Genomic DNA, 23520 nt, shown 5'->3' with positions numbered 1-23520 from the left:
GGGGAGCAGGCCGCGCCAGAGAATCCGGCGCAGGCCGCGCGAAATCGGCGGGTCTCGGGCGAAGCTGTGGAAGAAACTATCGCGATTTCGTCAATGGTCAGAAGAATCTTCGATAGTTCGGGCCCGGCCTGTCCGAAATATCAAGGACATTTACCGTATCCCGTTGCATGCTGGTCAGAACCTGAATTGGAGCCTGCGATGATCGAAACCCCTTACCTGCTCTTCCTGGGCGATGCGCCCGACATGCTGGCCGCCAAGGTCGCCCAGGGCATCAAGGACTGGCGCCCGGAATACGCCGTGGGCCAGTTCCGGCTGGAAGGCTGCAAGGCCGATATGGGCCTGCCCGACATGACGCTGGCCGAAGCCAAGGCGGCGGGCGTGAAGACTGTGGTGATCGGCGTCGCGAATCGCGGCGGGGTCATCAGCCAGACATGGAAAAAAGTGCTGATCCAGGCGCTGGAGGAAGGGTTCGACCTGGCCTCGGGGCTGCACAACCTGCTGCGCGACGAGGAAGACCTTGCCGCCGTCGCCAAGGCGACCGGCCGCACGCTGCATGATGTGCGCATTCCCTCGGTCAAGTATCCCATCGCCAATGGCGAGAAGCGGACCGGCAAGCGCTGTCTGGCCGTGGGCACCGATTGCTCGGTCGGGAAGATGTACACGGCCCTGTGCATGGAGAAGGAAATGCGCGAGCGGGGCATGAAGGCCTCGTTCCGGGCGACCGGCCAGACCGGGATCCTGATCACCGGCGAGGGCGTGCCGCTCGATGCCGTGATCGCCGATTTCATGGCGGGGTCCATCGAGTACCTGACGCCCGACAACGACGCCGATCACTGGGACCTGATCGAGGGTCAGGGCTCGTTGTTCCATGTCAGCTATTCGGGCGTGACGCTGGCGCTGATCCATGGCGGCCAGCCCGACGCGCTGATCATCTGCCACGAGCCGACCCGCAGCCATATGCGCGGCCTGCCGGGCTATCAGCTGCCCGCGATCACCACGGTGCGCGACACCGCGCTGGCGCTGGCCCGCGTGGCGAACCCGGCCTGCGTGGCGGTGGGGGTTTCGGTCAACACCCAGCACATGAGCGACGACGAGGCAAAGGTCTATCTGGCCAAGGTCGAGTCCGAGACCGGGCTGCCGGCGACCGATCCGTTCCGCTATGGCGCGGCCAAGCTGGTCGATGCGCTGGAAGCGGTGTGAGCCGGGTCTTCTGAAGGCGTGGCGAGGGGCTTCGCGCCCCCTTCCGGTGAGAGAGGCGAGGGGGGCTTCGCGTCCCCGTGCTATGAGTGAGGCGAGGGGGCACGCGCCCCCTCGCGCTCCCTGCGCCAAAGGGGGGCACGCCCCCCTTTGGAAACCCCGTGGATATTTCTGGAAAAAAGATGAGGGTGACATGATCAGCGTTGAGGCCGAGAGCTTTCGACTGGCGGAAGTGTTCACCATCTCGCGCGGGTCGCGCAGCGAGGCGAAAGTGCTGACCGTGCGCGTCGAGCGGGACGGGCTGGTGGGCTGGGGCGAATGCGTGCCCTATGCGCGCTATGACGAGACGCTCGACAGCGTGGCCGAGGAAATCCGGGCGCTGCCCGAGGGGATCGGGCGCGCCGAGTTGCAGGAGGCGCTGCCCGCCGGGGCCGCCCGCAATGCCGTCGATTGCGCGTTGTGGGACCTGGAAGCCAAGCGCGCGGGCAAGCGGGTCTGGGAGCTGGCCGGGCTGAGCCGTCCGGGACCCGAGATCACCTGTTTCACCCTGTCGCTGGACACGCCCGAGAAGATGCAGGCGGCGGCGGCGCGTCATGCGCATCGCCCGGTGCTGAAGATCAAGCTGGGCACGCCCGACGACATGGCGCGGCTGGAAGCGGTGCGGCGGGGCGCGCCCGAGGCGCGGATCGTCGTCGATGCGAACGAGGGTTGGACCGCCGAGGTCTATTCCGACCTGGCGCCACATCTGCTGCGGCTGGGCGTGGCGATGGTCGAGCAGCCTTTGCCCGCGGGCGAGGACGATCTTCTGGCCGGGATCGAGCGGCCGCTGCCGGTCTGCGCCGATGAAAGCTGCCATGACCGGGCGTCGCTGCCGGGGCTGAAGGGCAAGTACGACATGGTGAACATCAAGCTCGACAAGACCGGCGGGCTGACCGAGGCGCTGGCTTTGCGCGATGCGGCCCGGGCCGAAGGCTACCGGGTGATGGTGGGCTGCATGGTGGGGACCTCGCTGGCCATGGCGCCCGCCGTTCTGGTGGCGCAGGGGGCGGAGGTGACGGATCTTGACGGGCCCTTGCTGCTGGCCGAGGACCGCGAGACGCCGCTGACCTTCGACGAGCAGGGCGTGCATCCGTCCGAGCCGGGGCTCTGGGGATGAAACTCGCCGCGCTTGCGGATATTCACGGCAATGCCGATGCGCTGGCGGCGGTGCTGGCGGATGCGCGGGCGCGGGGCGCGGAGCGGCTGGTGATCCTGGGCGATCATTTCAGCGGGCCGCTGGATGCCGCCGGCACTTGGGCGCAGCTTGAGGGGCTGGACGCGCTGTGCCTGCGCGGCAATCACGACCGCTACCTGCTGGATCAGCCGCGCGCGGCGATGGGGCCCTCGGATGGCGCGGCGCATGACGCGCTGCCGGGCGCGGCGCTGGACTGGCTGGCCACGTTGCCGCCGGTGCTGCGTTTCGACGGCGTCTTCTGCTGCCACGGGACGCCCGCCAGCGACGAGACCTATCTGTGCGAGCGTATCACCGGGGATGGCGCGGTGGCGCAGCGTGACGGCGGGACGATCGCGCGGTTGCTGTCGGGGATCGAGGCCGGGCTGATCTTGTGCGCGCATTCGCACCTGCCGCGTGCGCTGCGGCTGGCCGACGGGCGACAGGTGGTCAATCCCGGCTCGGTCGGCTGCCCGGCTTATGTCGATGAAGACCCCGTGCCGCACCGGGTGGAATCGGGTTTCCCCGAGGCGAGCTACGCGCTGCTGGAGCCGGGCGCGGGCGGCTGGGATGTCCTGTTTCGCCGCGTCCGCTACGACAGCGCGGCGATGGTGGCCCGGGCGGGATCGGCGGAGCGGGGCGAATGGGCGTCGGCCCTGCGCACCGGCTGGATCGCCCCTTGACGCGCCGCCCGGCAGGGCGGAAGAACCTGACAAACTGATGGAGACCCGCATGACCCGCACCGTGTATCTGAACGGCGAATTCCTGCCCGAGGACGAGGCCAAGGTCTCGATCTTCGACCGTGCCTTCCTGATGGCGGACGGCGTCTACGAGGTGACCTCGGTTCTGGGCGGCAAGCTGATCGATTTCGACGGCCATGTGACGCGGCTGCAGCGCTCGCTCGACGAGCTGGAGATGGTCAACCCCCTGAGCCGCGACGAATGGCTGGCGATCCACCGCAAGCTGGTCGAGATCAACGGCATCGACGAGGGCATGATCTATCTGCAGGTCTCGCGCGGGGCGCCGGGCGACCGCGATTTCGTCTGGCCCGATCCCGCGACCTGCCCGCCGACGGTGGTTCTGTTCACCCAGAACAAGCCGGGGCTGGCCGACAGCCCGGCGGCGAAGAAGGGCATTTCGGTCATCTCGATCCCCGATATCCGCTGGGGCCGGCGCGACATCAAGACGACGCAGCTGCTGTACCCGTCGATGGGCAAGATGCTGGCCAAGAAGGCAGGTGCGGACGATGCGTGGCTGGTCGAAGACGGGCTGGTGACCGAGGGGACCTCGAACAACGCCTATATCGTCAAGGGCAACCAGATCATCACGCGCCAGCTGTCCAACGACATCCTGCACGGGATCACCCGCGCTGCGGTGCTGAAATTCGCGCGCGAGGCGCAGATGGAGGTCGTCGAGCGCCCCTTCACCATCGAAGAGGCGCAGCAGGCGGACGAGGCTTTCGTGACCTCGGCCTCGACCTTCGTGATGCCGGTCGTCTCGGTCGATGGCGCGGCGCTGGGCGATGGCACGCCGGGGCGCGTGGCGGCACGGATGCGCGAGATCTATCTCGACGAGATGCGCAAGGCGGCGATCTGAGCGCCATCGCTCACGGGTTACGGAAAGGGGGGGCACGCGGATCGCGGCCCCCTCTTTTTTTTGGTGTTTGTCAGCCGGGAACGCGTATCTGGCCGCGTCAGAGCAACGTCAGATTGATGTCGTCCAGCGTGAGGCCGCTGACCCCTTCGAGCACGACGGCTGGCGAGTCATTCACCATGATGGTTGAGGTGCCCGTCTCGGGGTCTTCGACGATAGAGATTTCAGGCGGGTCGATGGGCGGGTTGTCCGGGTCGGTGTAATTGCTGTCGGGGTAGCTCACGGTCAGGTCCAGACGATCCTCGCCGGGGACGAAATCGGTGATGACCGTCGCTTGGGGATGAACGAGCATGCCGTTGCCGTCGAAGGTATGCGAATTGTTCACCACGAAGGTGTCGGCACCCTCGCCACCGGTTATGCTTCCCCCACCATATGCCTGAACCAAGGTGTCATCGCCGCGCGAGCCGATCAGATCGGTGTCACTTCCGCTTTCGTCTTCATACGCAGCCTCGACCCAGACGCCCGCATCGCTTTCCGAGGCATCGAAGCGCGTGACGCCCTGCCCCAGAACGATACGTTCGATGCCCGAGAACCGGCCTTCGCCGTCGGGGCCTGAAATCGTGCCGACATTATCGGCGCTGACCGAGATTTCGGTGCCGTACCAAGTGCCCCACATCTCGAGCGTGTCGTCGCCTTCGCCGCCCTCGAGCATGCCGCTGCGCTGACCCTCGGAGAACACGTTGTTCAGCCGGAATATGTCGTCTCCGGCTCCCCCGTTCAGCGTGGCCTCGCCTTCATCCCAGATGAGCAGGTCGTCGCCGTCGCCTGCGTCGCCGATCGTGGTTCCTGAGGTGCTGGCGATCAGGGTGTCGTTGCCATCGTCGCCGAAAAGCGTGTTGTTACCAAGCCGGCTTTCCAGCACATCGTTGCCGTTCCCGCCATGCAGGATGTTGTTGCCGCCGTCGCCGTAAAGCTGGTCGTCGCCGTCGCCGCCGAGAAGGGTGTCGTCTCCGCCCCCGCTGCTGATCGTGTCGTTTCCGCCGAGGCCGTGCAACGCCTCGTCCTCGCCGCCCCCCTGCATAAGGTCGTCGCCTTCGGTGCCTTCCTCGGGCGGGTTTTCCGGATCGATCGGGGGATCTTCGGGGTCTATCGGGTCATCGGGGCCGGGGGCAAAGCCCGCGGCTGCGAAAGCCAGAGCGGCGCCGAGCAACAGAAACGCAAAAACCATGATACACCTCGGGGACACGAATAGGTTGAAAGGGTCGACCGCGGGGCGGGAATTGTCAAGTTAAATCAAAATGTTCCGGACTGATCGGGGTAGGGGGCTTTCATTGGTGCGCAAATAGAAACGGGCACGTCATTTCGATGGGCCTGTTTCCATTGCCAACACAATTGACCTGACCTGCTAAGCCGTGGTCGCGGTGGTATATTGCACCTCGAGATCGGTCTCGGGATCGAAGTCGCTGCCATTGCCGATCACCGCCCAGACCTGCCCGCCGACAAGCACGCTGAGCGCGCCGGTGTCGGGGTCGAGTTCGGTGGTCACTTCGGGCTGGGTCTGACCGTCGGTCTCGATGCGCAGGATCATCGTGTCCTGGCCGGGTTCGAAGTAACCGAGCTGCAGCGCCTCGCCGCTATCGGTGTCGACATAGCTGTCGGCCAGAACAAAGGTGTCCTGCCCCTCGCCGCCCTCCATGGAATCCATGCGGTCGCCGACCAGGGTGTCGTCGCCCATGCCACCCGTGAGCGTATCCGCCCCGTCGCCGCCTGCGACGAAATCCGCCCCGTCGCCGCCGGACAGGAAATCGTTGCCGATCCCGCCATAGACCGAGTCGTCGCCGGTGCCGCCTTCCAGGTCGTCCCTGCCGCTGCCACCGTAAAGCGTGTCGTCATGGTCGCCGCCCAGCAGGCTGTCATCGCCTTCGCCGCCGAACAGCAGGTCGACGCCGTTATCGCCTGCGAGCGTGTCATTGCCGAAGCCGCCGTCCAGAATGTCGTTGCCGTTGCCGCCGGCGAGGTAGTCCCAGCCGCCCTCGCCATGGAGCGTGTCGTTCCATTCTCCGCCGGCCAGCACGTCTCCGCCCTCGCCGCCGTGGATCAGGTCGCGCCCGCCGCCGCCGTTGATGTTGTCGCGTCCGTCGCCGCCCAGCAGCGTGTCGTCGCCTTCGTCGCCGTTCAGGCCGTCATCGCCATCGCCGCCATAGATCAGGTCGTCGCCGATGCCCCCGTTCAGGCCGTCATTGCTGCCGCCGCCATACAGCGTGTCGTCACCCTCGTTGCCGAAAATCCGGTCCGAGCCGACCCCGCCGCCCAGCGCATCGTCGCCGCGCCCGCCTTCGAGCACATCGTTACCCGAACCGCCCCAGAGGCTGTCATCGCCGTTGCCGCCGAACAGCCGGTCATGCCAGTCGCCGCCCGACAGCATGTCATCGCCGTCATCGCCGTAAAGCCAGTCACGCCCGCCATCGCCGTAAATCGAGTCGTTGCCGCCCGCGCCGGTGATCGTGTCGTCGCCGCGCAGGCCCCGGATGAAGTCGTCGGCATCGGTGCCGTCGATGCTGTCACCACCGTTGGATCCCAGACGGTCGATGTCCATCCCGTCATCGGGCTGGGCGTCGTCGTCGACGGGACTTGCCGTGGCAACTCCTCCGAGCGCTGCGGCAAGGCCGAGCGTCGCAAACAATCCGATCAAAGCCATCGCGGTTACCTCGTGAACAAACCGTCTTTAATTAGTTAACGAACTCTTAATGCCCTTGGAGATCAAGGTCCGTTGACGCCGCAACTCGTCAAGCTGCCGTTTCTGAGCGTCAGAACGGAAACAATGAATCTTCTTGGGCCGAATTGTTTCAAAATTCGCGCCCCGCTTTCAGCTTCGTGTCGCCACCAGGTCCACGATCACCTCCGATTCGAGGTCAATCATCGCCCCGCCCGACAGGATCGTCATAACCGCGCCATCGACGATCACCAGCAGGTCCCCGGCATCATTGGCATGGAACGAGACCTGCGGCGGCGGGGTGCCGCGCCGGTAGGGGATGGCCAGGTGCAGGCGGTCGCCGGCCTCGAAATCGGTGATCACGCGGGCGTCGCGCGGACGGGCGGAGCGCTCGGCATGATCGGTCGGGGCGGTGGCGTACGGGGCGCGGGTGGTCATCGGAGTCTGTTTTGCCTCTTGCTCGATGCGGGGGATTGCCGGTCGGCCGCACCGGATTTCTCGCGGGCGCGCCGAACCCGGAGACCCGGCGTGTCGGTCGTTTCTTCGTATTCCAGCGACCTGACGCTATTCGCCACATCTTCGTCAAGTTTTCGCCGTAATTCACCCCTGTTTCGTTCTCATGCGAAAACAGTCGCTTGCCGCGTGACTTATTGTCGGGACGGCGGAAATGGCCGGGCGCGCCGTCCTGCGGATCCGCCGCCGAAACGCGAACGCCCGGCGCAGGCGCCGGGCGTCGTGATTCGCGCAGGACTTCCGGGCACCTCAGTCCTTGGTCGCGTCCGTTTTCGGGCCGACATTCTGCTCGAAAGCGGTGTCGAAGGCTTTCAGCTGTTCGGGCGTCGCCTCGCGCTGGTTCTTCGCGCGCCAGTCGTCATAGGGCATGCCGTAGACGATCTCGCGCGATTCCTCTTTCGACAGGTCGATACCTTCTTTCGCGGCCGCCTCGCCGTACCAGCGGCTCAGGCAGTTGCGGCAAAAACCCGCAAGGTTCATCAGGTCGATATTCTGCGCGTCGGGGCGGTCGTGCATCAGGTGCTCGATCAGCCGCCGATAGGTCGCGGCCTCGATCCGGGTCCGGGTTGCGTCATCCATGACAGCCTCGCTCAATCCTTGTTCGCCTGACGCAAGAACTGGCGTTTTGCTCCGCACGGGTCAAGGCGCGCGCTGCGGGGCAGGGGGACGGGTGGCGCTTAACATTTGACGAAAACTGGTGTTAGCGTTCACACGAACCCCGTCTGGGCGGTTGCCGCATCGTAACATTTGCGCGATAGGAAACAGCAACGCCCAAGAACAGCAGGAAGGAGGCGCCATGCGCCGCAACCGCAACGTCAAGATCGTGGCCACGCTGGGCCCGGCATCGTCGGACATGGCGACCATCCGCGCGCTGTTCGATGCCGGCGCCGACGTGTTCCGCCTGAACATGAGCCACGGCTCGCATTCCGAGATCGCGGCGCGCCATGCCATCGTGCGCCAGATCGAAAAGGAGACCGGTCGCCCGATCGCGCTTCTGGCCGATCTGCAGGGGCCGAAGCTGCGGGTGGGCACGTTCGCGGCGGGCGCGGTCGAGCTGGAAGAGGGCGAGCGTTTCCGCTTCGACCTGGACGAGGCCGAGGGCGACCACAAGCGCGTCACGCTGCCCCATCCCGAGATTTTCGCGGCACTGAAACCGGGCGCCAGCCTGCTTGTCAACGACGGCAAGATCCGGCTGAAGGTCGAGGATTGCGGCGCGGATTACGCCGAGTGCACCGTCGTGGTGGCGGGCGTCATCTCGAACCGCAAGGGCGTCAACGTTCCCGACGTGGTGTTGCCGCTGCGCGCGCTGTCGGACAAGGACAAGGCCGACCTGGAATTCGTCTGCGACCTGGGGGTCGACTGGCTGGCGCTGAGCTTCGTGCAGCGCCCCGAGGACGTGGAAGAGGCCCGTGAACTGGCGCGGGGCCGGGCCGCGATCCTGGCCAAGATCGAGAAACCGGCGGCGGTGAATTGCTTCGACGAGATCGCCGCGGTGTCCGACGGGATCATGGTCGCGCGCGGGGATCTGGGGGTCGAGCTGCCGGTCCATGCCGTGCCGCCGATCCAGAAGCGGCTGGTGCGGCGCTCGCGCGCGCTGGCCAAGCCGGTGATCGTGGCCACGCAGATGATGGAATCGATGATCGAAAGCCCGATGCCCACACGGGCCGAGGTATCGGACGTCGCCACCGCGATCTATGAGGGCGCCGACGCGGTGATGCTGTCGGCGGAATCGGCGGCGGGGAATTACCCGGTCGAGGCCGTGCGCACGATGCACAACACCGCCCTGTCGGTGGAAAAGGACGCGACCTACCGGCAGGTGATCGCCGCCTTCCGGGTCTACGAGCGGACCTCGATCGCCGATGGCATCGTCTCGGCGGCGCGCGAAATCGCGGAATCGACGGATATCAAGGCGATCTGCTGTTTCACCGAATCCGGCACCACCGCGCTGAAAGTCGCGCGCGAGCGGCCGCATGTGCCGATCCTTGCGCTGAGCACCTCGGTCCATACGCTGCGGCGGCTCTGCCTTGTCTGGGGTGTCACCTGCGTGGCGACCGGCCCGATCGAGCGGTTCAAATCCGCCGTGGTCAGCGCCGCGCGGGCGGTGCGCGAATTGGGTTTCGGGACGCAGGCCGATCAGATCGTGGTCACGGCGGGCGTGCCGTTCAACCAGCAGGGTACGACCAACATCCTGCGCGTCGCCCCCTGCGACGAGCGCTTGATTTACCGCGCCGAGGGCGATTGACTGCGCGCCAGACAATAAAGGCCGCCGATCCATGGATATGCTCGACCGCGACCTCCTCTTTCTCGTGGGGCTGGTCTTTTTCCCGCTCGCCTTCGTGGCGCTGGTCTCGGCCTGGGCCGACCGGCGCTTTCCCTGGGCTGCGCTGATTCTGGTGGTTCTGGGGGGGCTGGTGGTGGTCTGGGCGCAACTCACCCATCCCGGCGGCGGCTATGACTGGCGCACGATCCCCGACCTGCTGATCGAGACCGCGGCGCGGTACTGGCCGCGCTGAGGCGCGCGGCCAGACGGGGCCAACCAGGGCAGGCGGGGCCGGGTCAGTACCGGCCGGAAGAGGGCCGGTCGACCACCGCCAGCGTCATGCGCGACACGCAGACAAGCTTGCCGTCGTCATTGGTGATGTGGATTTCCCAGACATGCGAGCGGCGTCCCAGATGCAGGGGCCGCGCGGTGCCGGTGACATGGCCCGACGTGGCCGAGCGCAGGTGGTTGGCGTTGATTTCCTGCCCGACGACGGATTGCGTTTCCGGATCGACGCAGAACGCCCCGGCAAAGGACGCCAGCGTTTCGGCCAGCAGCACCGAGGCGCCGCCATGCAGGATGCCGGCGGGCTGCTTGGTGCGCTCGTCGACCGGCATCCGGCCCACGACGTAATCGGGGCCGGCCTCGATCAGCTCGATCCCCAGCCGTTCGTTCGCGCATCCCTTGCTGAGCTGGTTGGCGCGGTCGATGGAGAAGGGGGTTTTCCAGATCGGTTCGGGGGTGTTTGTCTCGGTCATGGGGCACCTCTGTTGTTGCAACAGGGCTACTCCGGTGGCGCGCCGATGCAAAGCTGCCGGTGGCGTGACCTTGCGTCGGGGCGTTTTCTGCGCGACAGCCGCGATCGCGGGCCGATGGCCCTTGCAAAGCCTGCGGGCGCGCGGTAGAGGGCGCGCTCATCACCCGCGTGACCGGCCCAAGTGGCATGCCGAGTCGCGCGTTCTGACCTCTCGCCAAGACAGGAGACGGAAATGCCCAAGATGAAGACCAAGGCGAGCGCCAAGAAGCGCTTCAAGGTCACGGCCAATGGCCACGTGAAATCGGCTCAGGCCGGCAAGCGCCATGGCATGATCAAGCGGACCAAGAAGTTCATTCGCGACGCGCGCGGCACCACGGTGCTGAGCGATCAGGACGCGAAGATCGTCAAGTCCTACATGCCTTACGACCGCTGAGCTGAGGAGAGACACACATGGCACGCGTCAAATCCGGCAAGGTCACCCACGCCCGTCACCGCAAGGTTATCAAGCAGGCGTCCGGTTACTACAGCGCCCGTTCGCGCAACTTCCGTACCGCCACGCAGGCGGTCGACAAGGCGAACCAATACGCCACCCGTGACCGCAAGGCCCGCAAGCGCAGCTTCCGCGCGCTGTGGATCCAGCGGATCAACGCTGCGGTCCGCGCGATCGATCCGTCGCTGACCTATTCGCGCTTCATCCACATGCTGGACGTGGCGGGGATCGAAGTCGACCGCAAGGTTCTGGCCGATCTGGCCGTTCACGAGCCCGAGGCGTTTGCCCAGATCGTGAGCAGCGCGCAGGACGCCGCCGCCAAGGCGTAAGCGATCCTTCGGACGTTTGGAAATCCGGCAGGGGCCGTCCTTCGGGGCGGCCCCTTCTTCTTGGCGCCTGTTTTGCCATGCGCGGCGCGGTGCGCCGCATTGGCGCGGCGCGCGCGATAGGCTAGGGTCGCGCGCATGAACGCGGCGATGGATTGGCACTTGGCCCGGGCCTTGCTGGAATGGCAGGTGGAACTGGGCGTGACGGAGGCGCTGGGCGCCGATCCGGTGGACCGATTCGCTTCGGTCGCCGAAGCCCGGGCCGAGCGTGAGGCGGCGCGCGAGGCTTCGCCAGAACCCCGGCACGAGGCCCCGTCCGGCGCCGCTGCGGCTGCGCCCGCCGCACCCCCGCCGGACGAGGCCGCCGTCGCCATCGACGCCGCCGAACGCGCGGCGCGCGCGGCGCAGGACTTGCCGTCGCTGCACGAGGCGTTGTCGGTCTTCCCGCATTGCGGCCTGAAGCGCGGCGCGCGCAATTGCGTCTTCGCCGATGGCAATCCGCAGGCGCGTGTGATGATCGTGGGCGAGGGGCCGGGCGCCGACGAGGACCGCACAGGGCGTCCCTTCGTGGGCCGCGCGGGCCAGCTTCTGGACGTGATGTTCGGCGCGATCCGCCTGTCGCGCGAAAGTCCTGATCCGGGGCAGGCCTTGTACATCACCAACACCGTCCCATGGCGTCCGCCCGCCAATCGCGAGCCCACGAAGGACGAGCTGGCGATGCTGCGGCCCTTCCTGCTGCGCCATATCGAACTGGCCGATCCCGAGATTCTGGTCGTGGTGGGCAACGTCGCCTGCGACGCGCTCCTGGGCCGGCGCGGGATCCTGAAACTGCGCGGCAAATGGGCCGAGGTCGCGGGGCGTCCGGCGATCCCGATGCTGCATCCGGCCTATCTGCTGCGCTCGCCCGACGCCAAGCGCGAGGCCTGGGCCGATCTTCTGGAATTGCAGGCGCGTCTGCGCAGCCTGCCATGATCGACCCGTGGACCCTTCTGACCTTTGTCCCGGCCGCGCTGGCGCTGAACCTGACGCCCGGCGCGGACATGATGTTCTGTCTGGGACAGGGGCTGCGCGGCGGGCCACGGGCGGCGATGGCGGCCAATCTGGGTATCGCACTGGGCGGCATGGTGCATGTCGGGGTGGCGGGGCTGGGGCTGGGCGCGCTGGTCGCGGCGCATCCGGCGCTGTTCGACGCGATCCGCTGGCTGGGCGTGGCCTATCTTCTTTGGCTCGCGTGGAAATCCCTGCGCGCGTCGGGCCTGCCCGATATGCCGCCGGTCTCGCCCCGGCGGGCATTTCGCGAAGGACTGATGGTCAACCTGACCAATCCCAAGGTCATCCTGTTCGTGCTGGCGTTCATCCCGCAATTCCTTGACCCTGCCGGGCCGATCCTGCCGCAATTCCTGCTGTTCGGCGGCATTCTCAGTCTGGGCGGATTGCTGGTGAACGGCGCGGTGGGGCTTGCGGCCGGGGGGCTGGCCGGACGGCTGATGCGCTCGGCGCGCTTTGCCACGGTGCTGGGCCGTCTCTCGGCCGTGATCTTTGCCGGGCTGGCGGCCCGGCTTGCATTCCTGAAATGAGGCAGAGCATGGGCCGTATCGACGAAAGCAAATCCTTCATCCCGGTGCGGATCGCCGTGCTGACCGTGTCGGATACCCGCAGGCTGGAAGACGACCGTTCGGGGGATGTGCTTGTCGAGAGGCTGACGGCGGACGGGCATCAACTTGCCGGGCGGATGATCCTACCCGACGAGCGCGCCTTGATCGCCCAGCAATTGCGGCAGTGGATCGATGACGAGGGCGTCGATGTCATCCTGTCCACCGGCGGCACGGGCCTGACCGGCCGCGACGTGACGGTCGAGGCGCATCGCGATGTCTACGAGAAAGAGATCGAAGCCTTCGCCACGGTTTTCACCATGGTGTCGATGCAGAAGATCGGTACCTCGGCGGTCCAGAGCCGGGCCACCGGCGGCGTCGCGGGCGGGACGTACCTGTTCGCGCTGCCCGGATCGCCCGGTGCGTGCAAGGATGCGTGGGACGAAATCCTGCACTGGCAGCTCGATTTCCGTCACCGGCCCTGCAATTTCGTCGAAATCATGCCCCGGCTTGACGAACATCTGCGACGGAAGTGACGCGCCGGGACGTGACAGGCTTGCCCGGTGATCCAGCGGGCGGCATTCTTCGTAGGTTAAGTATCACGAAAGTCCCGCAATGCGATTTCTGACCCGAAGCCTGATTGCCGTGTTCCTCGGTGCCGTCGCGCTGGGCCTTCTGGGCCTGGCGGGTGGCATGGTGCGCGACACGCTGGCCGAACGGGCCGCGCAGGAAGACCGCACGCGCGCGCCCCGCGAGAGGGTTTTCACCGCGCGCGTGCTGACGCTGGAGCCGGGCGTGGTGGCGCCGGTTCTGTCGGCTTTCGGCGAGGTCGTCTCGCGTCGGACGCTGGAACTGCGCGCGCCGTCGGCGGGGCGGATCCTGGAACTCGCCGAGGGGTTCGAAGAAGGGGCCGAGGTCAGCGAGGGGCAGGTTCTGGTCCGGCTCGATCCGGCCGATGCGCAGGCGACGCTGCAACTGGTGCGCGCGGATCTGGCGCAGGCGGAGGACGAGTTGCGCGATGCCGAGCTGGCGCTGGAGCTGGTCGGGCTGGACCGGGCCGAAGCCGAAGCGCAGGTGGATCTGCGGCGCCGGGCGTTTGAGCGGCAGGAAACGATCCAGGAGCGCGGCATCGGTTCGGCCTCGGCGGTCGAGGAGGCGGAGCTGGCTTTTGCCGGGGCCCGCGCGGCGCTGATCTCGCGGCGGCAGGCGGAAGCGACGGCGCTGGCACGGGTCGCCACGGCGCGCTCGGCGCTGGAGCGCCAGCGGATCAACCTGTCGGAAGCCGAGCGCGCGCTGGCCGAGACCGAGATTACCGCAAGCTTCGCCGGCGTCCTGAGCGGGACGGTGGCAGTGGCGGGCGGGCAGGTCGCGTCGAACGAGCAGCTGGCCTCGATCATCGACCCGGACCGGCTGGAAGTGTCGTTCCGGCTGTCGACCGCGCAATATCTGCGGCTTCTGGACGACGCGGGCGATCTGGTCGATGCCGAGGCCGAGATCTCGCTTGAGCTGGGCGGGGTCGAGATCACCTCGACCGGGCGGCTGAGCCGCGTGGCGCCCTCGGTCGGCGACGGGCAGTCGGGGCGGGTGATCTTCGCCTCGATCCTGCAGCCGCGCGGCTTCCGGCCCGGCGATTTCGTCGTCGTGCGGATCACCGAGCCGGAAATGGTGGACGTGGCGCTGGTTCCCGCCGCCGCTGTCGACGCCGAGGGCGAGGTGCTGGTGCTGGGCGCCGAGGACCGGCTGGAAGCGGCGCAGGTCGCGGTGGTGCGGCGGCAGGGCGATGACGTGCTGATCCGGGCCGGGGATCTGGCCGGGCGCGAGATCGTCGCGGCGCGCAACCCGCTTTTGGGCGCTGGGATCCGCATCAACCCGCAGCGCAGCGCCGATGCCGCGCAGGCCGAGATTCCGGCGGCGCCCGAACTGGTGACGCTGGATGCCGAGCGGCGCGCGGCGCTGATCGCGCGGGTCGAGACCAATCGCGGACTCCCCGAGCCGGTGCGCACGCGCATCCTGGCCCAGCTGGAGCAGGAGGCCGTTCCCGCCCGGCTGATAGAGCGTCTGGAAGGCGGCGGGCGGCAGGGCGGATGAATGGGCGCGGGGCAGGGAGCGTGATCCATGGCGCGTGACAAGTCGATCATCTCGGGCGCATTTGGCCTGTTCCGCTATTTCACGCGCCACCGCACCGCGGCCAATCTGGTTCTGGTCCTGATGCTGGCCGCGGGGCTGTTGTCGCTGCCGCGGATGCATGCGCAGTTCTTCCCCGATGTCGTCGTGGATTCGGTTTCGGTCAGCATCGCCTGGCCGGGCGCCGGGTCGGGCGATGTGGACGCCGCCATCGTGCAGGTGGTCGAGCCCGCGCTGATGGCGGTCGAGGGGGTGATGTCCACCGAGACGCGCGCGACCGAGGGGCGGGCGTCCTTTTCGCTGGAATTCGAACCCGGTTGGGATATCGAGCGCGCGACCGCGGATGTCGAGGATGCGATCGACAGCGTCTCGACCCTGCCCGAAGAGGCCGAGGATGCGCGCATTCTGCGCTCGACCTGGCGCGACCGGGTGACGAATGTCATCATCTCGGGGCCCGTTTCCATCGAACAACTGGCGCTGTTTACCGATGAATTCGTCGCGCGTCTGTTCGCCGCCGGGATCACGCGGGCGTCGATACAGGGCATCGCCTCGCCCGAGATATCGGTCGAGGTGCCGTCGATGCGGCTGGTGCAATACGACGTGACCATGGCCGAGATCGCGGCGGCCATCGACGCCTCGGTCTCGGTCGATCCGTCGGGCGAGTTGTCGGGCGGCGCGCAGCGGGTGCGCACGGGGCAGGAGCGGCGCAATGCCGACGAGATCCGCGCCATCGTGCTGCGCTCGGCCCCGGACGGCAGCACGCTGACCGTGGGCGACGTGGCGGATGTGCGCGAAGAGGCGGTGGACCGCGATCTGGCCTATTACTCGGATGCCGGGCAGGCGCTGACGGTGCGGGTGGACCGCTCGGAGAACGGCGACGCGATCGGCATCCAGGAAACCGTGCAGACTGTCGCGGACGAGATGACGCTGTCGCTGCCCGAGGGCACGACGATCATGCTGGCCAATGCGCGGGCGGACATGATCTCGGGGCGGCTGAACATTCTTGTCTCGAACGGGCTGCAGGGGCTGGGGCTGGTCGTGGTGCTGCTGTTCCTGTTCCTGAACGCGCGCACCGCCTTGTGGGTCGCGGCCGGGATTCCGGTATCGATGCTGGCGGCGGTGGCCTTCATGTACGCGACCGGCATGAGCCTGAACATGATCTCGCTTTTCGCGCTGATCATCACGCTGGGGATCGTGGTCGACGATGCCATCGTGGTGGGGGAACATGCCGACTGGCGGTTCCGGGTGCTGAAAGAGTCCCCGTTCGAGGCCGCCGAAAACGCCGCGACCCGGATGGGGTTGCCGGTCATTGCCGCGTCGCTGACCACGGTCATCGCCTTTGGCGGGCTGACGGCGGTGGGCGGACGGTTCGGCGACATGATCGCCGATATTCCCTGGACGGTGATCGCGGTGCTGATCGCCTCGGTGATCGAGTGTTTCCTGATCCTGCCCAACCACATGGCCCACGCGCTGGCCGGCGCGGCCAAGGAACATTGGTACGACTGGCCCTCGCGCATGGTGAACCGGGGCTTCGACTGGTTCCGCGACCGGGTTTTCTTGCGCTTCATGCATCTGGTGATCCGCGCGCGCTATGTCGTGCTGGCGGGGCTGGTCGTGTTGCTGGCCTGGGGTGCGACGGCGTTTTTGGGCGGCACGGTGACGTGGCGCTTCTTCTCGTCCCCCGAACAGGGGACGCTGCGGGCCAATTTCGTCATGACCTCGGACGCCACGCGCGAGGATACGATGGCAGTGGTGCGCGAATTGCAGCGCGCCGCGTCGGCCCTGTCCGAGCGGCTGGAGGCCGAGCACGGGGCATGGCCCGTGGCGTCGATCCTGGCCGAGGTGGGCGCCAATTCCGGGCGCGGGCTGGCGGCGTCGGAAAACCGCACGCCCGATCAGCTGGGATCGCTGACCATCGACCTGATCGACGCGGATAACCGGCCCTATTCTTCCTTTGAATTCACCGCCATGCTGCAAGACGAGGTGCGCGAGCATCCGCTGCTGGAAGAGCTGAGTTTCCGCTCGTATGGCATGGGGCCGGGCGGGGACTCGCTGTCGGTGGACCTGATCGGCGGGGATGCCGAGACGCTGAAAGCCGCCGCCGAGGCGCTGAAGGCGCTGCTGGAAGCCTATCCGATCGTCACCGGGCTGGAAGACACGCTCGCCTATGACAAGGAAGAGCTGGTTCTGGAGCTGACGCCGCAGGGGCAGGCGCTGGGCTTTTCGACCGACATTCTGGCGCGCGAATTGCGCCAGCGGCTCAGCGGGATCGAAGCGGCGGTCTTTCCCGATGGCGTGCGCTCGGCCGAGATTTGGGTGCGCCTGCCCGAAAGCGAGCGTGCCGCCGATTTTCTGGAAAGCACGCTGTTGCGCAGCGAACAGGGGCGCTATCTGCCCTTGGGCGACATCGTGCGGGTGCGCACGCAGCAGGGCTTCAGCGCGATCAACCGCGAGAACGGGCTGCAACTGGTCACGGTGAGCGGCACGCTGGACGAAGAGGATGCCGCCGCCGCCTCGGCACTGCTGGCGCAACTGGAAACCGAGATCCTGCCGCAGCTTGCCTCGGATTTCGGCGTGACCTTCCGGCTGTCGGGCCTGAGCGAGCAGGAGGACCAGTTCCTCAGCGACGCCGCTCTGGGCGCGATGATCTGCCTGATCGCGATCTACCTCGTTCTGGCTTGGGTGTTCTCAAGCTGGCTCAGGCCGCTGATCGTGATGTCGGTCATCCCTTTCGGCATGATCGGGGTAATCTATGGCCATGCGGCGTGGAACATTCCGCTGACGATGTTCTCGGTCGTGGGGATCATCGGCATGGCGGGGATCATCATCAACGATTCCATCGTGCTGGTGACGACGGTGGACGATTACGCCAAGGATCGTGGCCTTTTGCCCTCGATCGCCGATGCCGCCGCCGACCGTTTGCGGCCCGTCTTCCTGACCACGGCGACCACGGTGATGGGGCTGGGCCCGCTGCTGTTCGAACGCTCGAACGACGCGCAATTCCTACGGCCCACGGTGGTGACGCTGGCTTATGGGCTGGGCTTCGGAATGTTCCTTGTGCTGCTCATCGTGCCATCGCTGCTGGCGGCGGGGCACGACATGAGCCGGGCGGTGCGGTCTCTGAAGCGGGCTTTGCGCATGCCCCGCGCGCAGGTGGGGGCGGGGCTGAGGGCGCTGCCATGGCTTGCCGCCGGGCTGGTCGCTGTGGCCTTCGCGCTGACGATGGGCTGGACGCTGGTGACGCAACAGGCCGGGCCGCTGACCGCGCTGGTCCTGCCGGGGGCCGGGGGCATGGCGCCCGCCTTCGGCGTGTTCCTGACAGCGGTGGGCGGTGGCGTGCTGGCGCTTTGGGGGCTGGGCGGGTTGCTGACGCTGTTGCCGGGGCGCAGGCGGGCCTTGCCGCCGGCGGCGGAATAGCGGCTCAGCCGCCCGTGCAGCCCTGACCCCAGACCATGCCGGTATCGCTGAGCACGGTGAAGATCACCGTTGAGCGGTCGATGGCGGCGGCCTCGCCCCGGCGCGGCGCGCGCAGCTGGGTTTCGGCCACCAGTTCGGCGCCGTCGCGGCGGGTATCGCGGCGGATGATGCGATAGGCCGATCCAGGAAGCTCGACGATCACATGTTCGGCCCCGCCCTGCGGCGGAAACGGCGCGCGCAGGGTCAGTTCGGCTCCGTTCGCGTCGGGCACCAGACGGCAGGTCGCGGCGCCCAGTCCCGCGCGGCTGCCGGGACGCGCGGCGCTGTCGAGCGCGGCCTGAATGCGCGGATCTTGTCCGCCCGCGCCGCGGATGACCTGCGCGACCGAGACATCGGCGGGCACGCAGGTCTCGTTGCAGACCCCCAGCGCCATCTGCCCCATCAGCGCCACCGGGCGCGCGGGATCGGCGGGGGTGATCTCGATGGGCAGGATCAGCTCATCTTCATAGCCGTAGCTGCGATAGCCGTTCTGGTCGAACACCTCGGGGCGCGGCCAGATCGGCCGGATCGAGGCCACGTTCTGCGAGCGGCTCCAGTCGAAGCGCGGCGCGATGCCCGCATCGCCCGGCACCCGCCAATAGGTATGCCAGCCCGGCGACAGGCGCAGATGCAGCGCGGCCATATGGGTGCCGCGATCGGTGGCCCAGCCGGGCAGGATCTCGGCCTCGACGACAGGCGCGCCGCGCGACTGGGCGGGGGCGGCGAGCGGGGCAGTGACAAGAGCGATGGCTGCCAGCGCGGTCCGGAGGGCGGCGCCGAGGGTCGGGCGATGCGAAGTCATGGACCGTGCTTAGCAGAACGGTCCCGGGCGAAAAGTCACAAAACGGCGAGAGCCGGGCGCGCGTGGCCTTGGCAAGCGCGGGGCTGCGCGCCACATTGAAGGGATGAGGGGGCACGCCACGATGTCGATGACTTTGGACCTGACCGGAAAGCTGCTGATTTCGACCCCGGCGATGGGGGATCGGCGCTTCAATCACTCGGTGATCTATATCTGCGCGCACAACGCCGAAGGGGCTTTCGGGCTGGTCCTGAACCGGCCGCTGCCGCATCTGTCACTGGGCGATGTGCTGGAGCAGATCGGCATCGAGGCCGACGAGGCGCTGGCCGACGGTCCGGTCCTGTCGGGCGGCCCGGTCGAGACCCAGCGCGGTTTCGTGCTGCATGGCGATGACGGGTTCGAAGACGAGGATGCGCAGCCCTTGCCCGGCGGGCTGATGCTGAGCGCCTCGACCGATATCCTGCGCGCCATCGCCACCGGCACCGGGCCGCATCAATGGCTGCTGGCGCTGGGCTATTCGGGCTGGGGGCCCGGGCAATTGGAAGACGAGATCGCGCAGAACGCGTGGCTCACGACTTCGGCGCCGCGTGGGCTGATCTTTTCCGACGATCCGGGCGAGCATCAGTGGAACGGCGCGCTGAAATCCATGGGCGTCGATCCCGTTGGCCTGTCGGCGGTGGCGGGGCGCGCCTGACCGCGCGCCCGGCCGTCACGTTTCAATCGGGTTCGGGCAGGGCTTCGGTGATCTCGCGCAGTTCGTTGAGCAGATCGAGCAGCAGCGCCATCTTTTCAGGGCCGAACGCATCGTAGATCTCGCGCCGGGAATTTTCCGACGCGCCCACCAGTTCGTCGAACAGCGCCTGTCCCTTGTCGCTGAGGGCCACCATATGGCGGCGCGCATCGGCACAATCGACCTGACGCGTCAGGCCGCGTTCGGCCAGCGCGCGCAGGATCCGCGTCAGCGAGGGTGGCAGGATCACGCAGCGTTCGCACAGGGTCCCGGCATCGAGCGGCTCGCCTTCGGCCAGCGCGCGCAGGACCCGCCACTGCGGCAGGGACAGGTCCCGTTCGTCGACGTATTTCTTGAAGCGCCGCATGGTCGATTCCCGGGCCCGGAGCAGGGCCACGGTCAGCGACCGTTCGTAGTAATTGGTGTCCGAAGACTTTTCCTGCGACGGATGCGTTTCGGCATCGGCATCTGCGGGAAGGGCGGCAGCGGTGTGGGCGACTGATGTTACCATACGAAAACAATTCATCTGTGGGCGGGAAAATCAAGCCTTTTTCACGCGTGAAGCATCGTGTCGCAGGGGCAGGCAGGAAGCGCACTTTTCCCGCTCTTGCGCTGTCATGGCGTGCCTCGGAAAGGGCCAGCCGGAGGGCCCGGCGCTGTGCGGCGCAGCCGCTGCCCCCTTTACCCCGATGGCCGTGCGGCCTATACGCCGGCTCATGTGGTATCGTCTCGCGGCCATCATTCGAATTAGCGGCCCGGCGCTCTGACCAGAGTTGCCGGGACAAGGCGTATGGCGACCTGCGCCGACCTTTGCTATTTCCCCTGTGATCGAGACGACCGGAGCTCACGCGATGTGCGCGGATACCCCTGACTACAAAGACACCCTTTTCCTGCCCGAAACGGATTTCCCGATGCGCGCGGGCCTGCCCCAGCGCGAGCCCGAATGGCTGGCCCGTTGGGAACGGCTCGGCGTCTACGAGGCGCTGCGCGAAAAGGCCCGCGCCTCGGGCAACCGCAAGCCCTTCATCCTGCATGACGGCCCTCCCTATGCGAACGGGCATCTGCATATCGGCCACGCGCTGAACAAGACGATCAAGGACATCATCGTGCGCTCGCACCAGATGATGGGCTTTGACAGCCGCTACGTGCCGGGCTGGGATTGCCACGGTCTGCCCATCGAGTGGAAGATCGAGGAACAATACCGCGCCAAGGGGCTGGACAAGGACGAGGTCGACATCGTCGATTTCCGTCAGGAATGCCGCAAATTCGCCGAAGGCTGGATCGACGTCCAGCGCGAGGAATTCAAGCGCCTGGGCGTGACCGGGACGTGGAACGACCCCTATCTGACGATGGACTTCCACGCCGAGGCAGTGATCGCCGAGGAATTCATGAAATTCCTGATGAACGGCGCGCTGTATCAGGGGTCGAAACCCGTGATGTGGTCCCCGGTCGAGAAGACCGCGCTGGCCGAGGCCGAGGTCGAGTATCACGACCATACCAGCCACCAGATCTGGGTGCGGTTCAAACCTGTGGACGGCGCGCTGGACGGGGCCTCGGTCGTGATCTGGACCACGACGCCCTGGACCATCCCGCAAAACCGCGCGGTCGCCTATAACCCGTCGATCACCTATGGCCTCTACCGCGTGACCGAGGCCGAGGAAAAGGCCACGGTGACGGTGGGCGAGACGATCCTTCTGGCCGATGCGCTGGCCGAGGGCGTGATGGCGGCGGCCAAGGTGACCGGCTTCGAGAAGCTGCGCGACGTTCCGGCCGACGAGCTGTCGGGGCTGGTGCTGGCCCACCCGTTCCGCGGTGTCGAGAACGGCAACGGCGAATGGGATTACGACGTGCCCATGCTGCCCGGTGACCACGTCACCGACGATGCCGGGACCGGCTTCGTGCATACCGCGCCCAGCCACGGCGATGACGATTACCAGCTTGGCCTGAAATTCAAGCTGCCGATGACCTATAACGTCGAGCCCGACGGCACCTACCGCGCCGATCTGCCGATCTTCGGTGGCGAGGCGATCATCGTGCAGGACGGCAAGGACGGCCCGGCCAATGTGAGCGTCATCAAGAACCTCGCCTGGGCCGGGGCGCTTCTGGCCAAGGGCAAGCTCAAGCACAGCTATCCGCATAGCTGGCGCTCGAAGGCGCCGGTGATCTTCCGCAACACGCCGCAATGGTTCGCCGCGATCGACAAGGTGCTCGATGACGGGATGGGCCAGTATGGCGACACGATCCGCCAGCGCGCGCTGAAGTCGATCGAGGATCTGGTCAAGTTCACGCCCGTTTCGGGGCGCAACCGGCTTCATTCGATGATGGAAAGCCGCCCCGACTGGGTGCTGTCGCGCCAGCGTGCCTGGGGCGTGCCGCTGACCTGCTTCGTCAAGAAGGGCGCCAAGCCGACCGATCCGGACTTCCTGCTGAAGGACGCGCAGGTCAATACGCGGATTCGTCTGGCCTTTGAAGAAGAAGGCGCGGATGTCTGGTATGTGAAAGGCTTCAAGGAGCGAGTGCTGAAAGACCTGCACGATCCCGAAGCCTATGATCAGGTTTTTGACATTCTCGACGTGTGGTTCGACTCCGGCTCGACCCATGCCTTCGTGCTGCGCGACCGCGAAGACGGCGTGCCGGACGGCATCGCCGATGTCTACATGGAAGGCACCGACCAGCATCGCGGCTGGTTCCATTCCTCGATGCTGCAGGGCTGCGGCACCAAGGGGCGTGCGCCTTACCGCAACGTGGTGACGCATGGCTTCACGCTGGACGAGAAGGGCATGAAGATGTCCAAGTCCATCGGCAACACCATCGTCCCGCAGGAGGTCATCGACCAGTACGGCGCGGATATCCTGCGGCTGTGGGTGGCGCTGTCGGATTACACGCAGGATCAGCGCATCGGTCCCGAGATCCTGAAGGGCACCGCCGACAGCTACCGCCGCCTGCGCAACACGCTGCGCTTCATGCTGGGGGCGCTGGGCGCCTATGATCCGGCCAAGGCGGTGGCGCGAGACGCCATGCCCGAGCTGGAGCAGTTGATGCTGCACCGGTTGGCCGAGCTGGACGCGCAGGTGCGCAAGAGCTATGCCGCCTTCGACTTCCAGGGTGTGTTCCAGTCGCTGTTCGCCTTCGCCACGACGGATCTGTCGGCCTTCTATTTCGACATCCGCAAGGACGCGCTCTACTGCGATCCGGCGGACAGCCCGGTTCGGCTGGCCTCGCTGACGGTGATGGATGCGCTGTTCCACCGGCTGACGACGTGGCTGGCGCCGATCCTGCCCTTCACGATGGAGGATGTCTGGCTGTCGCGCTTCCCCGGCGATGACGAGAGCGTGCATCTGCAGGACTTCCCCGACACGCCGGAAAGCTGGCTCGATCCGGAACTGGCGGCGCGGGCGCAGAAGGTGCGCGCGGTGCGCCGGGTCGTCACCGGCGCGCTGGAAGTCGAGCGGCGCAACAAGACCATCGGCGCCAGCCTCGAAGCCGCGCCGACGGTCTACCTGTCGCCGGAACTGGCGCAGATCGTGACCAATCCGGACACGTTCTCGACGCTGTGCATCACCTCGGGCATCACGCTGACGCAGGGCGAGGCGCCTGAAGGAGCCTTCGCGGCCGAGGACGTGCCGGGCGTGGGCGTTGTCTTCCATCATGCCGAGGGCGAGAAATGCCAGCGCTGCTGGAAGATCCTGCCCGATGTCGGCACGCATAAGCATCCCGGCACCTGCGCGCGCTGCGATGCCGCGCTCGGATGACAGGTTGC

General features: G+C 66.9%; 22 protein-coding genes. 15 read left to right on the top strand and 7 right to left on the bottom strand.

Annotated features, from left to right (window positions below; translation table 11 throughout):
- Positions 1 to 198: 198 nt before the first annotated feature.
- The 4 genes from dgcN (at position 199) to C4N9_RS13345 (ending at position 4003) form a co-directional block, all read left to right on the top strand.
- Entirely contained in the window at positions 199 to 1200 is a 1002-nt protein-coding gene (gene dgcN, locus C4N9_RS13360; RefSeq protein ID WP_109533826.1) for an N-acetyltransferase DgcN, read from the top strand.
- Positions 1201 to 1390: 190 nt separating this feature from the next.
- Entirely contained in the window at positions 1391 to 2353 is a 963-nt protein-coding gene (dgcA, locus tag C4N9_RS13355; RefSeq protein WP_109533825.1) for an N-acetyl-D-Glu racemase DgcA, read from the top strand.
- Entirely contained in the window at positions 2350 to 3090 is a 741-nt protein-coding gene (locus C4N9_RS13350) for a metallophosphoesterase family protein (RefSeq protein WP_109533824.1), read from the top strand. Before dgcA ends, C4N9_RS13350 begins: the two co-directional genes overlap by 4 nt.
- Positions 3091 to 3139: 49 nt before the next feature.
- The gene (locus C4N9_RS13345) at positions 3140 to 4003 is read left to right on the top strand and encodes a D-amino-acid transaminase (RefSeq protein ID WP_109533876.1); all 864 of its coding nucleotides are present in this window, start codon (positions 3140 to 3142) and stop codon (positions 4001 to 4003) included.
- A 97-nt stretch (positions 4004 to 4100) separates the two neighbouring features.
- On the opposite strand, the gene C4N9_RS13340 is transcribed toward C4N9_RS13345, so the two are convergent.
- The 4 genes from C4N9_RS13340 to C4N9_RS13325 all read right to left on the bottom strand — a co-directional run bounded on the left by C4N9_RS13340 (position 4101) and on the right by C4N9_RS13325 (position 7805).
- Positions 4101 to 5228, bottom strand: coding sequence for a calcium-binding protein (locus C4N9_RS13340; RefSeq protein ID WP_109533823.1), 1128 nt, complete (start codon positions 5226 to 5228; stop codon positions 4101 to 4103).
- 177 nt (positions 5229 to 5405) lie between these two features.
- Positions 5406 to 6698, bottom strand: coding sequence for a calcium-binding protein (locus tag C4N9_RS22370; RefSeq protein WP_109533822.1), 1293 nt, complete (start codon positions 6696 to 6698; stop codon positions 5406 to 5408).
- Between the two features lie 168 nt (positions 6699 to 6866).
- Positions 6867 to 7151, bottom strand: coding sequence for a hypothetical protein (locus tag C4N9_RS13330; protein ID WP_109533821.1), 285 nt, complete (start codon positions 7149 to 7151; stop codon positions 6867 to 6869).
- Between the two features lie 324 nt (positions 7152 to 7475).
- Positions 7476 to 7805, bottom strand: coding sequence for a DUF1244 domain-containing protein (locus tag C4N9_RS13325; protein WP_109533820.1), 330 nt, complete (start codon positions 7803 to 7805; stop codon positions 7476 to 7478).
- Between the two features lie 217 nt (positions 7806 to 8022).
- Here C4N9_RS13325 and pyk point away from each other — a divergent pair, with 217 nt between their 5' ends.
- Together pyk and C4N9_RS13315 are read left to right on the top strand one after the other, a co-directional pair.
- Positions 8023 to 9468, top strand: a complete 1446-nt coding sequence (gene pyk, locus C4N9_RS13320) for a pyruvate kinase (protein WP_109533819.1) — start codon at positions 8023 to 8025, stop codon at positions 9466 to 9468.
- Positions 9469 to 9499: 31 nt separating this feature from the next.
- Positions 9500 to 9739, top strand: a complete 240-nt coding sequence (locus C4N9_RS13315) for a hypothetical protein (protein ID WP_109533818.1) — start codon at positions 9500 to 9502, stop codon at positions 9737 to 9739.
- 43 nt (positions 9740 to 9782) lie between these two features.
- Here C4N9_RS13315 and C4N9_RS13310 read toward each other — a convergent pair whose 3' ends face one another.
- Positions 9783 to 10244 carry a PaaI family thioesterase gene (locus C4N9_RS13310; RefSeq protein ID WP_109533817.1) on the bottom strand — a complete coding sequence of 154 codons (462 nt, stop codon included), beginning with the start codon at positions 10242 to 10244 and terminating at the stop codon, positions 9783 to 9785.
- Positions 10245 to 10475: 231 nt separating this feature from the next.
- Between C4N9_RS13310 and rpmI the strand changes: the two genes are divergently transcribed.
- The 7 genes from rpmI (at position 10476) to C4N9_RS13275 (ending at position 18192) form a co-directional block, all read left to right on the top strand.
- Entirely contained in the window at positions 10476 to 10676 is a 201-nt protein-coding gene (gene rpmI / locus C4N9_RS13305; protein WP_109533816.1) for a 50S ribosomal protein L35, read from the top strand.
- A gap of 17 nt (positions 10677 to 10693) precedes the next feature.
- Positions 10694 to 11062, top strand: a complete 369-nt coding sequence (rplT, locus tag C4N9_RS13300; RefSeq protein ID WP_109533815.1) for a 50S ribosomal protein L20 — start codon at positions 10694 to 10696, stop codon at positions 11060 to 11062.
- Positions 11063 to 11197: 135 nt separating this feature from the next.
- A complete protein-coding gene (locus C4N9_RS13295) occupies positions 11198 to 12031 on the top strand; it encodes a uracil-DNA glycosylase (RefSeq protein WP_109533814.1) in 834 nt (277 codons plus the stop codon).
- Positions 12028 to 12636: a LysE family translocator gene (locus C4N9_RS13290; protein ID WP_109533813.1), complete on the top strand. Its 609-nt coding sequence runs from the start codon at positions 12028 to 12030 to the stop codon at positions 12634 to 12636. Before C4N9_RS13295 ends, C4N9_RS13290 begins: the two co-directional genes overlap by 4 nt.
- An 8-nt stretch (positions 12637 to 12644) precedes the next feature.
- On the top strand, positions 12645 to 13187 hold the full coding sequence (moaB, locus tag C4N9_RS13285; RefSeq protein WP_109533812.1) for a molybdenum cofactor biosynthesis protein B: 543 nt from the start codon (positions 12645 to 12647) through the stop codon (positions 13185 to 13187).
- A gap of 79 nt (positions 13188 to 13266) precedes the next feature.
- On the top strand, positions 13267 to 14739 hold the full coding sequence (locus C4N9_RS13280) for an efflux RND transporter periplasmic adaptor subunit (protein WP_109533811.1): 1473 nt from the start codon (positions 13267 to 13269) through the stop codon (positions 14737 to 14739).
- Between the two features lie 27 nt (positions 14740 to 14766).
- Positions 14767 to 18192 (top strand): efflux RND transporter permease subunit, encoded by a 3426-nt coding sequence (locus tag C4N9_RS13275; protein WP_109533810.1) that lies wholly within the window; start codon positions 14767 to 14769, stop codon positions 18190 to 18192.
- Between the two features lie 4 nt (positions 18193 to 18196).
- On the opposite strand, the gene C4N9_RS13270 is transcribed toward C4N9_RS13275, so the two are convergent.
- The gene (locus C4N9_RS13270; protein ID WP_109533809.1) at positions 18197 to 19033 is read right to left on the bottom strand and encodes a protein-disulfide reductase DsbD domain-containing protein; all 837 of its coding nucleotides are present in this window, start codon (positions 19031 to 19033) and stop codon (positions 18197 to 18199) included.
- Between the two features lie 121 nt (positions 19034 to 19154).
- Here C4N9_RS13270 and C4N9_RS13265 point away from each other — a divergent pair, with 121 nt between their 5' ends.
- Positions 19155 to 19724, top strand: a complete 570-nt coding sequence (locus C4N9_RS13265; protein WP_245902551.1) for a YqgE/AlgH family protein — start codon at positions 19155 to 19157, stop codon at positions 19722 to 19724.
- A 22-nt stretch (positions 19725 to 19746) separates the two neighbouring features.
- Here the strand turns inward: C4N9_RS13265 and C4N9_RS13260 are convergent, their stop codons facing one another.
- Complete coding sequence (locus tag C4N9_RS13260) at positions 19747 to 20271, bottom strand: MarR family transcriptional regulator (RefSeq protein WP_168192227.1); 525 nt, start codon at positions 20269 to 20271, stop codon at positions 19747 to 19749.
- A gap of 340 nt (positions 20272 to 20611) precedes the next feature.
- Between C4N9_RS13260 and ileS the strand changes: the two genes are divergently transcribed.
- On the top strand, positions 20612 to 23512 hold the full coding sequence (ileS, locus tag C4N9_RS13255; RefSeq protein ID WP_109533807.1) for an isoleucine--tRNA ligase: 2901 nt from the start codon (positions 20612 to 20614) through the stop codon (positions 23510 to 23512).
- Positions 23513 to 23520 lie beyond the last annotated feature (8 nt).

This window comes from Pararhodobacter marinus, from assembly GCF_003122215.1.
GTDB lineage: Bacteria > Pseudomonadota > Alphaproteobacteria > Rhodobacterales > Rhodobacteraceae > Pararhodobacter > Pararhodobacter marinus.
This window is presented reverse-complemented; position numbering and strand designations above follow the sequence as displayed.